Source organism: Streptomyces sp. NPDC016309, from assembly GCF_043077235.1.
In the GTDB taxonomy this organism is placed as follows: Bacteria; Actinomycetota; Actinomycetes; order Streptomycetales; family Streptomycetaceae; genus Streptomyces.
In genome coordinates this window covers 489,956-504,976 of record NZ_JBIBSG010000005.1, presented here as the reverse complement: position 1 = coordinate 504,976, position 15,021 = coordinate 489,956, and the positions used below count along the sequence as shown (strand labels likewise).

Here is a 15,021-nt window from a genome sequence, read left to right as displayed (position 1 = left end):
GACCCGCGTGTTCCGGCCCTTGGTGCGGCCGAGGGCCTGGTCATCCCGGCCATTGCCTACGATGGCACGGCACGCCTCCCTCATCGACCTGTCCCAGTAGAAGAAGAGTGCTCAGTGAAAGTCATCAGCATCGTCGGCGCACGTCCCCAATTGGTGAAGCTCGCCCCCATCGCGGCCGCGTTCGCCGAGACGGAGCACGAGCACTTCATCGTGCACACCGGGCAGCACTACGACGCCGACCTCTCCGACGTCTTCTTCGACGGCCTCGGCATCCCTGACCCGGACGTCCACCTGGGCGTCGGCTCCGGCAGCCACGGCGTCCAGACCGGTGCGGTGCTCTCCGCGCTCGACCCGGTCCTGGAGCGCGAGAAGCCGGACTGGGTGCTGGTCTACGGCGACACCAACTCCACCATCGCCGGCGCCCTTTCGGCCGTGAAGATGCACCTGCCGGTCGCCCACCTGGAGGCGGGCCTGCGCTCCTTCAACCGGCGCATGCCGGAGGAGCACAACCGCGTCCTGACCGACCACTGCGCCGACGTCCTGCTGGCCCCGACCGAGGAGGCCATGCGCCACCTCGCCGACGAGGGCCTGAAGGACCGGGCCGTGCTGGCCGGTGACGTGATGGTCGACATCTGCCTGAAGATCCGGGACGACGTCCTGGCCGGGAAGCACCCCGCGCCGGTGCTGCCCGAGGGCATCGACCCGGCGAAGCCGTTCCTGCTGGCCACGCTGCACCGCCCGGACAACACCGACGACCCGGAGCGGCTGCGCGCGATCCTCGACTCGCTGGCCGGCCTGCCGGTCCCCGTCGCGCTGCTCGCCCACCCGCGCCTGGTGGCGCGCGCCGAGGAGCACGGCATCGAGCTGAACACCGGCTCGGTGCACGTCGGCCGTCCGCTGCCGTACGCCGGGCTGGTCGCCGCGGTGCTCGCCTCCGCCGGTGTGGTCACCGACTCGGGCGGCCTCCAGAAGGAAGCGTTCCTGCTGGAGCGCATCACCACCACCATCCGTCCCGAGACGGAGTGGGTCGAAACCGTGGACACGGGCTGGAACGTCCTTGTTCCCGACCCGCACACGCTGTCCGCCGACGAGTGGGCCGCGACCGTCACCCGCGCGGTGCCCACGGCCGACCCCGGCACCCCGTACGGCGACGGACGAGCCGCCCAGAACGTTGTCCGGATCATGGAAGAGTGGAAGGGAGGCAGCCGGCACGCGTGACCCGGACAGGTCCTCTCACGAGGCACTTTTCGGTACATGTCACCGTGCTAGCGTCACCGGTTATGTCAGCGTCTCCCAGGTCCGGGCTGCCCGCGACAGGCAAGCGGCCCCATGTGATCTACCTCGCCATCGGTTTCCCGCCCGCGGCCAAGAGCTGCGCGTACCGCATGCGCGAGACCGCGAACCAGTTCATCAACCAGGGCTGGGACGTCACCGTCGTCACCATCGCGCAGGAGTCCTGGGAAAGGGACTCCGGCGTCGACCTCACCCTCCTGGAGCAGGTCGACCCGAAGATCAAGATCGTCGAACTGCCCCTGGTGCGCGAGGACCTGGAGACGGACATCCGTCTCTACAGCGAGGAGCGCGCACTCAACCCGAACGGGTGGGTGACGCGACTGCGCCGTCGTCAGATGGAGCCGTTCCCCGAGCCGAACTTCGGTGAGTGGCGCGAGGACCTGGAGCAGGCGGTGCTCCGTGTCCACGCCGAGCACCCGGCCGACCTGCTGCTGGCGAGCTGCGTCCCCTACGTCAACCTCGCCGCGGCGTGGAAGCTGTGGGAGGAGGCGAAGGTCCCGTACGCCGTGGACTTCCGCGACGGCTGGTCCATCGACGTCATCGACGGTGTCGAGGCCTTCGCCCGCGACTCCGCCGAGGGCGTCTGGGAGCAGAAGATCCTCGACAACGCGCTCTCCCTGTGGGTCGTCAACGACCCGATCGCGGAGCACTACCGCACCTGCTACCCCGACTTCGCCGACCGCGTCCACGTGGTGCGCAACGGTTACGACGCCGACAGCTCGCCGGGCAAGGCGCACCGCGCCAACCCGGAGGCGGGCCTGGCCTTCGGCTACCTCGGCACCGTCAACTTCACGGTCCCGCACCTGGAGACCGTGCTCAACGCCTGGCGCGCCGCCCGCGAGAAGGAACCGCTGCTGGCCAACGCCACCTTCGAGGTGCGCGGCCACATCGGCAACGGCTCGGGCCGCGAGGCGAACCGGCACGCCGAGGTCCTCAAGCAGGCCGAGGTGGACGGCGTACGCTTCGGCGGCCCCGCCGCCAAGGCCGAGGTGGCGTCCATCTACGCCCGCTGGGACGCGATGGTCCTCATCCTCATCGGCGGCCGTTACGTCACCTCCGGCAAGGTCTACGAGTACATGGCGACCGGCCTGCCGATCGTCTCGGCGCACGTCGTCGAGCACGACGCCTCCAACGTGCTGCGCGGCCACCCGCTGTGGACGGGTGCCGTCGGCATCGACGAGGAGGGCCTGACCGAGTCGTTCGTCAAGGCCGCCCACATGGCGGTGGAGACGAGCGACGAGGTGCACGCCGAAGCCATGGCGCACGCCGACCAGTTCACCCGCGAGGCGCTGATGACCGCCGCCGTGAAGCAGCTGATCGACGACTTCACCGCCCTCGGGGCGGGGAAGACGGACACCGCGGACGCGGCTCCCCTCGCCGAGAACCAGATCGCCGCCGGAGGACCGTCCCTGTGACCAACGTCCTGTTCATCGCCAGCGTCCGGCCCCAGCTCGGCGTGTTCGCCGACTCGGTGCGCAAGTTCCGCGCCGCCGGCGCGAAGACGTTCCTCGCCGGTACGTTCCACCTGGATCCGGTCGCCGAGGACCTCGCCGCCACGGAGCTGGACGGTACGCACCAGCTCCCCCGCAACCTCAACTTCCGCAGCACGGCGCTGCGCCGCAAGGCCCGTACGGCGCCCGGCGGCATGAAGGTGTGGATGCAGTCCCAGCGGGACGGCCGGCTGCGCCGGCTCGCCCGCAACGCGGACGTCCTGGTGGCGCTCGACGCGGGTGCCGTCTACACGGTGTGGCGCCTGGCGCAGTACTACCGCGTCGAGGAGGCCCACTTCGGCCTGGCGCCGGCCCTGAAGGCCGTCGAGCGCGTCAAGGCGAAGGGCGCCACCTCCGGCCGGGGCGTCCTGCCGCCGCTGGACGTCGTCAAGCAGAACGTGCGCCGTTCCGTGGACGGGCTGCCCGCCACGGTCATGCGGCACGCCACCGCCCGCCCGGTGATGCGCTCCACGGTCGGCGCCCGGATGTGGCGCACGGCCGTCACGGCCCCCGGCGTGCCGCCCAAGGTGCGCATCGCGACCTCCCGCTACGTGGCCGAGGGCATGCAGTGGGCGGGCCGCACCAGCGGTGCCGCCCTGGCGCTCGCCGCCGCCGCGTCGAAGATCTCCGACCTGGGGCTCAAGGCGCAGTTGCTGGACGAGGCCGTGATGAAGGAACTCGGCAAGGGCCTCAACCCGCGCGACCTCGACAAGGCGGTCGCCGCCCAGCTCGCGCACGCCGACGCCCAGTTCGCCGCGGGAGACCACGAGAAGGCGTCCTTCGCGCTGGACCGCGCGCTGTTCCTGGGCTTCCACCGGGTGCTGCACATCGACCAGCTCTCGTCGCCGCTGGCCAAGGACGCGCAGGGCTTCGTCGAGCCGCTGTACCGCTCCAAGGTCATGGACGTGATGAAGCGCCCGCAGGGGCGCAAGACCCCGGCGGCTCCGGCGCCGAAGGGCCGTCCGCTGCGGCTGCTGGTCACCACCAGCGCCAACGACAACTTCCTGCACCACATCCTGGACCGGTACGGCAACCACGAGGGCGTGGAGCTGCGGTACCTGGACCTGGCGGCGCAGAAGGCGCTCAAGCGGATCGCCTGGGCGGGCCGCCGGGTGCTGGAGGACCGCCTGGCCGGCGGCACCAGCACCTACCAGGAGGAAGTCGAGCGGCTGATGCGGCCGTACCTGGACTGGGCGGACACCGTCTTCCTGGACTGGTCGGTGGGCCCGGCGGCGATGCTGACGACGATCGACCCGGGCGACACCCGGATCGTGGTCCGGCTGCACAGCTACGAGGCGTTCACGCGCTGGCCGCACATGACGGACTTCTCGCGGATCGACGACCTGATCTACGTCGCCCCGCACGTGAAGGACCTCGTGGAGTCGCTGGTGCCGATGCTGCGCGGCGAGGGCGCGCCGCGCGCGCACCTCATCGACAACGCCATGGACCTGTCGGGCTTCGGCCGCCCGAAGCCGGCCGAGGCCCGCTTCAACCTGGGTCTGGTGGGCATCAGCCAGGTCGCCAAGGACCCGATGTGGGCCGTGGACGTGCTGCGGCGGGTGCGGGAGCACGACGAGCGCTACCGGCTGCTGCTGGTGGGCGGCGACATGAACCCGAAGACCAGCCGCGCCACCCGCGACTACCGCCGCCAGTTCGACAAGGAGATCGCCCCGCTGATCGAGGAGGGCGTCGTGCTGAAGCTCGGCCCCACCGACGACGTGCCGTCGGCGCTCACCGACATCGGTGTGATCCTCTCCTCGTCGGTGCGTGAGGGCTGCCACGTGGGTCTGATGGAGGGCGCGGCGAGCGCCGCCGTCCCGGTCTCCCGCGACTGGCCGTTCTACGCGGGCAAGCCCAACAGCGCCCGCACGCTGTACCCGGAGGGCTGGGTCGTGGGCTCCACGGAGGAGGCCGCGAAGCGGATCCTGGAGACCACGGCGACCGAGGAGGCGTGGCAGGACGCCGGGAAGCTGGCCTCGGAGTACGCGCTGTCGACGTGGGACTGGCCGGTCGTGAGCCAGGCCTTCGACAAGCTGTTCCTCGGCGAAAGCTAGGCGAGGGCCGGACCGTACGGAAAAGGGCCCCGGGAGCGATCCCGGGGCCCTTCGCCGTACGCGTGCCGCTTACGGGTGGCGCAGCTTCCAGCCCGCCCACGCGGACTCGACCATCTCGCGCACGCCGTGGCGGGCGCTCCAGCCCAGCTCCTCGGCGATGCGGTCGGCGGAGGCCACCACCCGGGCCGGGTCGCCGGGGCGGCGGTCGGTGACGAGCGGTTCGACGTCGGTGCGGCCGGTGACGTCCTGGATGATGCCGACCATCTCCGTGACGGAGACGCCCTCGCCGCGCCCGATGTTCAGGACCAGCGAGGCGTCCGGGTCGGCCGCGAGCCGGCGGGCGGCGGCGACGTGCGCGGAGGCGATGTCCTCGACGTGGATGTAGTCGCGGATGCAGGTGCCGTCGGGCGTCGGGTAGTCGTCGCCGAAGATCCGCGGCCGCTCGCCGGCCGTGAGCCGCTCGAAGACCATCGGGACGAGGTTGAAGACGCCTTCGTCGCCCAGCTCGGGTGTGGCGGCGCCCGCCACGTTGAAGTACCGCAGCGAGGCGGTCGCCATGCCGTGCGTCCGCCCGGTGGCCGTGACCAGCCACTCGCCGGCCAGCTTGGTCTCGCCGTACGGGTTGATGGGCGCGCACGGGGTGGTCTCGGTGACCAGGTCCACGTCGGGCATGCCGTACACGGCGGCCGACGACGAGAACAGGAACCGGGTGACCCCGGCCCCGACGGCTCCTTCCAGGAGCGTACGGAGGCCCTCGACGTTCTCGCGGTAGTAGTGCAGCGGCTTGGCGACCGACTCGGCCACCTGCTTCTTGCCCGCGATGTGCACGATGCCGGTGACGGCGTGCTCGGCGAGGACACGGTCGACGACGTCACGGTCGAGGACGGTGCCGACCTCCAGGGGGACGCCCTCGGGGAGCCGCTCGGCGCGGCCGGTGCTGAGGTCGTCCAGGACGACGATCCGCTCGCCGCCCTCGGCCATCGCCCTCACCACGTGGGAGCCGATGAATCCGGCGCCGCCGGTGATCAACCAGGTCATGGGGAAACCCTCTGCAAACCGGCCCCGCCCCACGGGTGCGCGGGGCAGGGCCTCTGTTCGTTGTGTACGGGACCGGCCGGGGGTTCAGCCGCCGATGACGACGCGGCGGACACCCTCCCAGCGGGCCGGGTCCGTGGTGCGGCGGCCGTCGACCAGGACGGTGACGTCCGGCAGGTCGGCGGCGGCCAGCTCCTTGTACTCGGTGTGGTCGGCCTGGAGGATCGCGGCGGTGACCTTCTCGCCCTGGTGCGGGGTGAGGCCGTGCGCGGCCAGCTCCTCGGCCGTGTACATCGGGTCGGAGACGTACGGGACGGCGCCACGGGCCTTGAGGGCCTCGACGGTGCCGAAGACGCCGGAGAACGCGGTCTCCTTGACGCCGCCGCGGTAGGCGGCGCCCAGCACGAGCACGTTGACGTCCTTGAGGTCGCCGTAGGCGGCGGCCAGCAGGTCGACGGCGTACTCGGGCATGGCGGCGTTGGCCTCGCGGGCCGAGCGCACGACGGTGGCCTCCGGGTCGTTCCACAGGTACATCCGCGGGTAGATCGGGATGCAGTGGCCGCCGACGGCGATGCCCGGCTGGTGGATGTGGCTGTAGGGCTGGCTGTTGCAGGCCTCGATGACCTTGAGGACGTCGATGCCCTGCTGGTCGGCGAACCGGGCGAACTGGTTGGCCAGGCCGATGTTGACATCGCGGTAGGTGGTCTCGGCGAGCTTGGCGAGCTCGGAGGCCTCGGCGGTGCCCAGGTCCCACACGCCGTTGGCGCGGGGCAGGTCGTCGCGCTCGTCGAAGTCGAGGACCTGCTCGTAGAACTCGACGCCGTGCTTCGCGGACGCCTCGTCGATGCCGCCGACGAGCTTGGGGTAGCGGCGGAGGTCGGCGAAGACGCGGCCGGTGAGGACGCGCTCCGGGGAGAAGACCAGGTGGAAGTCCTCACCCGCGGTCAGGCCGGAGCCCTCCTCCAGCATCGGCGCCCACCGGGTGCGGGTGGTGCCGACCGGCAGGGTCGTCTCGTAGGAGACGAGGGTGCCGGGCTTCAGGCCCTTGGCGATGGCCTTGGTGGCGGAGTCCATCCAGCCGAAGTCGGGGGTGCCCTCGGCGTCCACGAACAGCGGGACGACGACCACGACGGCCTCGGACTGGGCGACGGCGGCGGCGGTGTCGGTGGTCGCGGACAGCAGACCGGCGTCGACGGTCTGCTTGAGCAGCCGGTCGAGGTCGTGCTCGCCGGGGAAGGGCTCGGTGCCGGCGTTGACCAGCTCGACGACCTTCTCGTTGACGTCGGCGCCGATGACCTTGTGGCCCTTGGCGGCGAACTGCACGGCGAGCGGCAGGCCGATCTTGCCGAGCGCGACTACACAGATATTCATCGGGTCAGTTTCCTCTTCACACGGGACATCAGTTGACGCAGTCGCTTGCCCACGCCGAGCGAGGGCTCCCAGAGCGGAGCCGTGGTGATGACCAGCCGCCCCTTGGGGTTGGCGTTGGCGGAGATCCGGTACGGGATCCTCTCCCGCCAGCGCCGGGCCAGGGGCAGCGGTCTGCCGTTGACCGGCACGGGGACCTCGTACGTCGAGCCTGCCACGTCGGCGTACACGCGCACGCCGAGCTTGGCGCTCTTCGGGGGGACCGGGATGCGCGCGGTCAGCAGGGTGCCCTCGCCGTCCTCGGTCGGCTTGCGGGTGAACTCGCCCACCGGGGCGGGGAGTTCGTGGCCCACCGGGAGCCGCCGGGCGCCGGGCTTGTCGGCGCTCTTCGGCATGGCCCTGGTGGCGAGCCTCACGACGGCGGAGCCGGTCTCGCCGGCCAGCCCGAGCCGTACCGTCAGGCCGACGGCCATGTCGTCGCCGTTCTGGTCCCACTCGGCCGCGACCAGCGAGGTGCCCTCGGCCAGCCGGCCGGGAACGGACTCGCCGATCACCTCGAAGGCCCGGTCGGGCAGCCCCACGGCCGGGTCGCGGAAGCCGGGGTAGCGGACGAACGCCCGCCCGTCCTCCAGCAGCAGCGGCGGCGAGCCGTGCTCGGCCTCGTCCTCGATGGCCCGCACGAGCAGGTCGACGGCGCCGCGCCGGGCCAGGCAGATCCGGACCCGCCGCTTGACGTCCATCGCGTCGCGCAGCTCGTCGGTGAAGTACGCGTCCGCAAGCTGCGCGATGCCCGCGCACACCTCGGTCCGGGTCACCGCGTCCAGCGCCGGGAAGTCGTCCTGGATCAGCTTGGCGAGCTCCCAGGTGAAGTGGCGCTTGAGGACCGCGTCACGCTGCGGGCCCGGCTCGATGAGCGAGGCCGTGAAGTGCATGATCCGCTCGGTGCAGCGGAGCCGGGCCAGGTGGTTCGCCCGGTAGGTGATGTTGCTGGCGTCGCCGCGCTTGACCGCGTAGTAGTACGTGTAGTCCGCCAGGACCGAGATCTTCGCGGCCCGTACGCACGCCTCGATGGTGAACGGCTGGTCGGAGCCGACCGGCAGGTCCTCGGGGAAGCGCAAGCCGTGCTTCTCCACCAGTTCGCGGCGGAAGAGCTTGGTGTTGGCCAGCGTGAACGGCAGGGCCGAGTCGTACAGCGACACGTCCGGGTCGCTCTTCTTGTAGAGCGCCTGGTGGACGTAACGGCCGTTGGTGCCGACCATCTTGCCGACGACGACGTCGGAGCCGTGCTCGTCGGCACAGGCCACCATGCGCTCCAGGGCCTCGCTGCCCAGGTAGTCGTCGGACCCGATGAAGTACACGTAACGACCGGTGGCCAGCTCCAGGGCCCGGTTGCTGGGAGCGGCCGGGCCACCGGAGTTGGCCTGATGGATCACCTTGACAGTGTTCGGGTACTTCTCCGCGAAGCGGTCCAGTTCCCGGCCACTGTCGTCGGTCGAGCCGTCGTCGACGGCCACGACCTCGAGCCGGTCCAGCCCGATGCTCTGCCCCACCAGCGAGTTCAGGCACTCGGTGAGGTACGGCATCGTGTTGTACACGGCTACCACGACGGTGACATCGGGTGTGGTCAACTGGCCACGTCCTCCGGGGTGAGCCGCACGGTGACACCGCGGTCGGCGGAGTCGAGGACGGCCGCGGCCACCTCCACCGTACGCAGACCCTGGCGCAGCGTGCAGATGTCGTCGCCCTTGCCGAGGACGGCGTCCCGGAACAGCTCGTGCTCGACGAGCAGCGGCTCGCGCTTGGGGATCGCGTAACGGATCATGTCGCCCTCGGACACCCCGCGGAACGCGCGCAGCGCCTCCCACTCGGTGGCGATGGCGGCGTTGGAGTAGAACGTGAGGTCGGCGGTGAGGGTGTCCGCGATGAAGCAGCCCTTCTCACCGGTGACCGACGTGAAGCGTTCCTTCAGCGGGCTCAGCCAGTTGACGAGGTGGTTGACCATCGTGCCGTCGGAGAGCTGGCCGACGGCGGAGACCATGTCCTCGTGCGGGCGGCCGGACTTGGACACCGTGTGCGCGGCGATCGACGTGTACTGCTGGCCGGTGACCCAGCCCGTCAGGTCGATGTCGTGGGTGGCGAGGTCCTTGACCACGCCGACGTCCGCGATGCGGTGCGGGAAGGGACCCTGGCGGCGGGTGACGACCTGGAAGACCTCGCCCAGCTCACCGGCCTCCAGGCGGGAACGCAGGGACCGCAGCGCGGGGTTGCAGCGCTCGATGTGGCCGACGCCGGCCACCAGGCTCCGCGACTCGAACGCCTCGACGAGGCGGCGGGCTCCGTCGACGGTGTCGGCGACCGGCTTCTCGATCAGCGCGTGGACACCGGCGTCGGCGAGCTTCAGGCCGACTTCCTCGTGCAGCGCGGTCGGGCAGGCGACGACGGCGTAGTCGATGCCCAGCGCGATCAGTTCCTCGACGGTGGCGAGGACGGGTGCGCCCTGGGCCCAGCCGTTCTTGTCGCCCATCGGGTCGACGACGCCGACGAGGGTCACGCCGTCCAGCCCGGCCAGTACGCGGGCGTGGTGGCGTCCCATGGAGCCGAGGCCGATCAGGCCGGCCCGCAGTCCAGCAGCAGTCACAGGTTCTCTCCCAGCGCGTTCACGGCGGTGACGATGCGCTCAAGGTCGTTCTGGGTCAGCGAGGGGTGGACGGGCAGCGAGACGACCTCGGCGGCGGCCTTCTCCGTCTCGGGCAGGTCCCAGTTCCGGCCGGCCTTCTGGTCCGGCTCCCAGTACGGCTTGAGCCGGTGGATGGGCGTCGGGTAGTACACGGCGTTGCCGACGCCCGCCTCGGTGAGCTTGGCCATCGCGGCGTCCCGCGCGCCCTCGCCGCCCCGCACACGGATCGTGTACTGGTGGTAGATGTGCCGGGCGCCCTCGGCGACCACGGGGGTCACGACGTTCGGCGCGGTGATGTGCTCGCTGAGGTACGCGGCGTTGGCGATGCGCGTCTCGGTCCAGCCGTGCAGCTTGGCGAGCTGGACGCGGCCGACGGCGGCGGCGACGTCGGTCATGCGCATGTTGGCGCCGACGATCTCGTTGGCGTACCGCTGCTCCATGCCCTGGTTGCGCAGCAGGCGCAGCGTGCGGGCGGTCTCGGCGTCGGCCGTGGAGATCATGCCGCCCTCGAGGGAGTGCATGTTCTTCGTCGGGTAGAAGCTGAACGTGCCGCCGGAGCCGAAGGCGCCGACCGGGGTTCCGTGGAGCGCCGCGGCGTGGGCCTGGCAGGCGTCCTCGACGACCGCGAGCTTGTGCTTGTCCGCGATGGCCATGATCTTGTCCATGGCGGCCGGGTTGCCGTAGATGTGGACCGGCATGATCGCGGCGGTGCGCGGGGTGATGGCGGCCTCGACGGCAGCCGGGTCGATGTTGAAGCTGTCGGCCTCGATGTCGACGAAGACGACGTCGGCGCCCACGAGGCGGACCGCGTTCGCCGAGGCGGCGAACGAGAAGGAGGGGACGATCACCTCGTCGCCCGGGCCGATGTTCAGCGCCATCAGAAGGAGGTGCAGCGCCGACGTACCGGAGTTGACGGCGACGCAGTGGCGCCCGTCGACCAGCTCGGAGAATCCCTCCTCGAAGGCGGCCACTTCGGGGCCCTGTACGACGCGGCCGGTGCGCAGTACGCGTACGGCGGCCTCGATCTCTTCTTCACCGATGACCGGGCGGGCAGCGGGGATGGGCTGCTCGTTGATGCTCGGCATGGACGTCCTCCTTGAACACCGCAAGAGCTCTTTGTGGCAGAGGTCTGAAGGGTGCCCGCGGAGGCTATCAAGGCCGCGCTTACCCCTCCGGCGCGATGCCGACGCCCTACCGAGGAATGCTGGGACCGGTCTGTCCCGGAACCGGGTCGGTCACCGACCGTAGTCTTCGGGCGGGGCCCGCCGACGGCAGCGACCGGCGTCACATTATCAGGAATTTCCTGGTCAATTTCGGGGCCGTTAACCGTTGGAGGCATCGATTCCGAAACAAAATCCCGGTTCCGCCCCGGGGTTATGCGGGGCGGAACGAGGAACGTTCCACGGTCGCTCACCAACTGTTCGGCGGTCGGACCACCCGAGGACGCCGGGCCCGGGGGCCCGGCGTCCTCGGGGCGGGCCGCCTACTGCTCGGCCGTGGCGGTCTCCTTCGGTGCCGACGTGGCGGCCTTCGCCGTCTTCGCCGACTTGGTGGCCGTCTTCTTGACCGCGGTCTTCTTGGCCGTGGTCGTCTTGGCCGTGGTCGTCTTCTTGGCGGCCGTCTTCTTGGCGGGCGCCTTCTTCGCCGTGGCCTTCTTGGCGGTCTTGCGGGCCGCGGCCTTCTTCACCGGCGCCTCGGCCCCGGTGGTCTCCGCCCCGGTGGCCTCCGCCTCGGTGGCCCCGGCCTCCGGTGCCGTCGCCGGCTCCGGGGTCTCGTCGGCCGTGGTCCGTGCCGGGGAGCCGCTGCTCACGACGATGACCGCGGCTTCGGCGGCACCCGCCGGGGAAGCGGCCGGCGCGGTGACCTTGCGGACCACCCGGCGGCGCGCACGCGGCGGGGCGGCCACGGGGGCCTCCTCGGCGGCGGGGCGCGGCTCCTCGGCCTGCTCGGGGCGCGGCTCCTCGGCCTGCTCGGCCTCGACCGGCTCCGGCTGGACGGGCGCGGCCTCGACGGGCGCGGGCTGCTCGGCCTCCACCGGCTTCGGCGGGCCCGCCGGGGCGGACGCCTTGCGGGTGGCGCGCCGACGGGTGCGGCCCTGCGGCGCCTCCGAGGCGGCCGCCTCCTCGGCGGCGGTGGCGAGTGCCGGAAGCGCCTCCACCTCGATGGCCTCGGGGGCCACTTCGGCGACGCCCAGGTGCGGCTCGGGCTCCGCGGCGGCCTTCGGCGCACCGGCCGGGGCGGACGCCTTGCGGGACGCCCGGCGGCGGGAACGGCCACGGCCGGCGGCCGCCTCGGCCTCCGCGACGCTGGAGTACAGCTCCTCGTCCGGACGGAACGGCTCCTCGACCGCCACCGGGGCGGCGACCTCCGCCGCGAGCTCGGCCTCGGTCTCCACCTCGGCCTCGGCCGTCGTGGACTCCGCCTCGGCGACGGCCGTCTCCGGCTCCGCCTCGGCGGCGCGCCCGCGCTTCTTGGAGCGCTTGGAGCCGTTGCCACCGCCACCGGCGGACGTCGGCTGCTCCATGTGCACGATCACGCCACGGCCGTTGCAGTGGACGCAGGTCTCGGAGAAGGACTCCAGCAGGCCCTGGCCCACCCGCTTGCGGGTCATCTGGACCAGGCCCAGCGAGGTGACCTCGGCGACCTGGTGCTTCGTGCGGTCCCGGCCCAGGCACTCCAGCAGACGCCGCAGCACCAGGTCCCGGTTGGACTCCAGCACCATGTCGATGAAGTCGATGACGACGATGCCGCCGAGGTCGCGCAGCCGCAGCTGGCGCACGATCTCCTCGGCCGCCTCCAGGTTGTTCCTGGTGACGGTCTCCTCCAGGTTGCCGCCCTGGCCGGTGAACTTACCGGTGTTGACGTCGACCACGATCATGGCCTCGGTCTTGTCGATCACCAGCGAACCGCCGGACGGCAGCCAGACCTTGCGGTCCAGCGCCTTCATAAGCTGCTCGTCGATCCGGTACGTCGCGAAGACGTCCGTCTCGGACGTCCAGCGCTGGAGCCGGTCCGCCAGGTCGGGCGCGACGTGGGACACGTACCCGTGGATGGTGCTCCACGCCTCGTCGCCGCTGACGATCACCTTCGAGAAGTCCTCGTTGAAGATGTCGCGGACGACCCGGACGGTCATGTCGGGCTCACCGTAGAGGAGGGTCGGGGCGTTGCCGCTCTTCGCCTTCTTCTGGATGTCCTCCCACTGCGCCTGGAGACGCTCGACGTCACGGCGCAGCTCGTCCTCGCTCGCGCCCTCGGCGGCGGTGCGCACGATGACGCCCGCGTCCTCGGGGACGATCTTCTTGAGGATGGTCTTCAGCCGGGCCCGCTCGGTGTCGGGGAGCTTGCGGCTGATACCGGTCATCGAGCCCTCGGGCACGTAGACCAGGTAGCGGCCGGGCAGCGAGACCTGGCTGGTGAGGCGGGCGCCCTTGTGGCCGATCGGGTCCTTCGTCACCTGGACGAGGACGGACTGGCCGGACTTGAGCGCGGTCTCGATGCGGCGCGGCCCGTTGGCCATGCCGAGCGCCTCGAAGTTGACCTCACCGGCGTACAGGACGGCGTTGCGGCCCTTGCCGATGTCGACGAACGCGGCCTCCATGGACGGCAGCACGTTCTGGACCTTGCCCAGGTAGACGTTGCCGACGTAGCTGGTGGCCTGCTCCTTGTTGACATAGTGCTCGACGAGCACGTTGTCCTCGAGGACGCCGATCTGGGTGCGCTCGCCGCTCTGGCGGACGACCATCACGCGCTCGACGGCCTCGCGGCGCGCCAGGAACTCCGCCTCGGTGATGATCGGCACCCGGCGACGGCCCTGCTCGCGGCCCTCGCGGCGGCGCTGCTTCTTCGCCTCCAGACGGGTCGAGCCCTTGATGGACTGCACCTCGTCGGACGGCTCGGCCTTCTCCCGCGCGGGGCGCGGCTCGCGGACCTTGACGACCGTACGGACGCCGTCGTCCTCGGCGGTCGGCTCCGCGTCCGGGCCGGCGTCACCGCTGCGGCGGCGACGGCGGCGGCGACGGCGCGAGCTGCTGGTGCCGGCGGCGGACGGGGTGCCGCCCTCGTGCTCCTCGGCCTCCTCGTCCTGCTCCTCGTCCTCGGCGTCCTGGTCGGCGCCCTCGGCCTCGGCGCGGGAGCCCTCCTCGGCCTCCTCGCCCTCGGCGGCCTCGCCGCGACGACGGCGGCGGCCACCGCGACGGCGGCGGCGGGAGGGGCGGTCACCGAACTCGTCGGTGTCCTCGCCCTCGGCGGCCTCCTCCTCGGCCTCGGCCTCGGGCTCCTCCTCGGCCTCGGCCCGCGGCTCGGGGGCGGGGGCGGTGCGGACCGGCTCGGCCTCGGCGGCCTCGGCGGGCTCACCCCGGCGGCGGCGACGGCGGCGGCCACCGCTTTCCGGCTGCTCGGCGGCCCGGGCGGGGGCCGGAGCGGCGGTCTCGGTGACCTCCTCGACCTCCTCCACCTCGTCGGCCTCCTCGCGCACGGCGGCCTCGGCGGCGGCCGCGGCGGCGGCGGTCTCCGGGGTCTGGAACATCGGCTCGGTGAAGACCGGGGCCTGGAAGACGGGCACGGCGGGCCGCGCGGCACGGCGGCCGCGGGACTGCTCGGGCTTCTTCGCCGGCTCGGCGGTGAACTGCGGGGCGGCGGCGCGGCGGCGCGTACGGCCGCGGGTGGCGGCCTCCTCGGCGGCGGCGACCTCGGCTCCGGCCTCGCCGGAGGAGATCTGCGCGACGGTGTCGGCCGGCAGGCCCTCGCCGGTCTCGGCGGCCACGGTGCCCTCGGCGTCCTCGGCGTCCTGTTCCCGGACCTGGGGTGCGCCCGCGGGGGCGGTGGCCTTGCGGGTGGCGCGGCGACGGGTCCGGCGCGGGGCGGCGGACTCGGCCTCCTCGGCGGCCGGGGCCTCGGCGGCGGGGGCCTCGGCGACCGGTGCCTCCGCAGCCTGCGGCTCTTCGGCGGCGGGCGTCTCGGCGGTCTGCGGGGCACCCGCCGGAGCGGTCGCCTTACGGGTGGCACGACGACGCGGACGCGCCGGAGCGGCCTCCGGCTCCTCGGCCACGGGCGCCTCCACAGCCGGCGCCTCGGCGCCCTGCGGCTCCTCGACGACGGGGGCCTC

General features: G+C 72.0%; 9 protein-coding genes. 3 read left to right on the top strand and 6 right to left on the bottom strand.

Features of this window, described 5'->3' with window-relative positions:
* The first annotated feature begins 114 nt into the window (after window positions 1–114).
* The 3 genes from wecB (at window position 115) to ACF068_RS15860 (ending at window position 4,837) form a co-directional block, all read left to right on the top strand.
* The gene (gene wecB, locus ACF068_RS15870; protein WP_392274800.1) at window positions 115–1,218 is read left to right on the top strand and encodes a non-hydrolyzing UDP-N-acetylglucosamine 2-epimerase; all 1,104 of its coding nucleotides are present in this window, start codon (window positions 115–117) and stop codon (window positions 1,216–1,218) included.
* Between the two features lie 113 nt (window positions 1,219–1,331).
* Complete coding sequence (locus ACF068_RS15865; RefSeq protein WP_392274881.1) at window positions 1,332–2,708, top strand: glycosyltransferase; 1,377 nt, start codon at window positions 1,332–1,334, stop codon at window positions 2,706–2,708.
* Window positions 2,705–4,837: a glycosyltransferase family 1 protein gene (locus tag ACF068_RS15860; RefSeq protein ID WP_392274799.1), complete on the top strand. Its 2,133-nt coding sequence runs from the start codon at window positions 2,705–2,707 to the stop codon at window positions 4,835–4,837. Before ACF068_RS15865 ends, ACF068_RS15860 begins: the two co-directional genes overlap by 4 nt.
* A 69-nt stretch (window positions 4,838–4,906) precedes the next feature.
* On the opposite strand, the gene galE is transcribed toward ACF068_RS15860, so the two are convergent.
* From galE to ACF068_RS15830, 6 genes are all read right to left on the bottom strand, one after another.
* The gene (gene galE, locus ACF068_RS15855; RefSeq protein ID WP_392274798.1) at window positions 4,907–5,875 is read right to left on the bottom strand and encodes a UDP-glucose 4-epimerase GalE; all 969 of its coding nucleotides are present in this window, start codon (window positions 5,873–5,875) and stop codon (window positions 4,907–4,909) included.
* Window positions 5,876–5,959: 84 nt separating this feature from the next.
* Window positions 5,960–7,243: a nucleotide sugar dehydrogenase gene (locus ACF068_RS15850; RefSeq protein ID WP_392274797.1), complete on the bottom strand. Its 1,284-nt coding sequence runs from the start codon at window positions 7,241–7,243 to the stop codon at window positions 5,960–5,962.
* A complete protein-coding gene (locus ACF068_RS15845; RefSeq protein ID WP_392274796.1) occupies window positions 7,240–8,868 on the bottom strand; it encodes a glycosyltransferase family 2 protein in 1,629 nt (542 codons plus the stop codon). Before ACF068_RS15845 ends, ACF068_RS15850 begins: the two co-directional genes overlap by 4 nt.
* Window positions 8,865–9,878, bottom strand: coding sequence for a Gfo/Idh/MocA family protein (locus tag ACF068_RS15840; RefSeq protein WP_392274795.1), 1,014 nt, complete (start codon window positions 9,876–9,878; stop codon window positions 8,865–8,867). The genes ACF068_RS15845 and ACF068_RS15840 overlap by 4 nt, the downstream gene beginning before the upstream one ends.
* Window positions 9,875–11,002, bottom strand: coding sequence for a DegT/DnrJ/EryC1/StrS family aminotransferase (locus ACF068_RS15835; protein ID WP_392274794.1), 1,128 nt, complete (start codon window positions 11,000–11,002; stop codon window positions 9,875–9,877). The genes ACF068_RS15840 and ACF068_RS15835 overlap by 4 nt, the downstream gene beginning before the upstream one ends.
* 398 nt (window positions 11,003–11,400) lie before the next feature.
* The coding region (locus ACF068_RS15830; RefSeq protein ID WP_392274793.1) for a ribonuclease E/G at window positions 11,401–15,021 on the bottom strand (3,621 nt) is incomplete at its 5' end.

Excerpts from the sequence above, each read along its gene's own strand:
- ACF068_RS15835 (WP_392274794.1), bottom strand. The coding sequence starts at position 11,002 with ATGCCGAGCATCAACGAGCAGCCCATCCCCGCTGCCCGCCCGGTCATC.
- galE (WP_392274798.1), bottom strand. The coding sequence starts at position 5,875 with ATGACCTGGTTGATCACCGGCGGCGCCGGATTCATCGGCTCCCACGTG.
- ACF068_RS15850 (WP_392274797.1), bottom strand. The coding sequence starts at position 7,243 with ATGAATATCTGTGTAGTCGCGCTCGGCAAGATCGGCCTGCCGCTCGCC.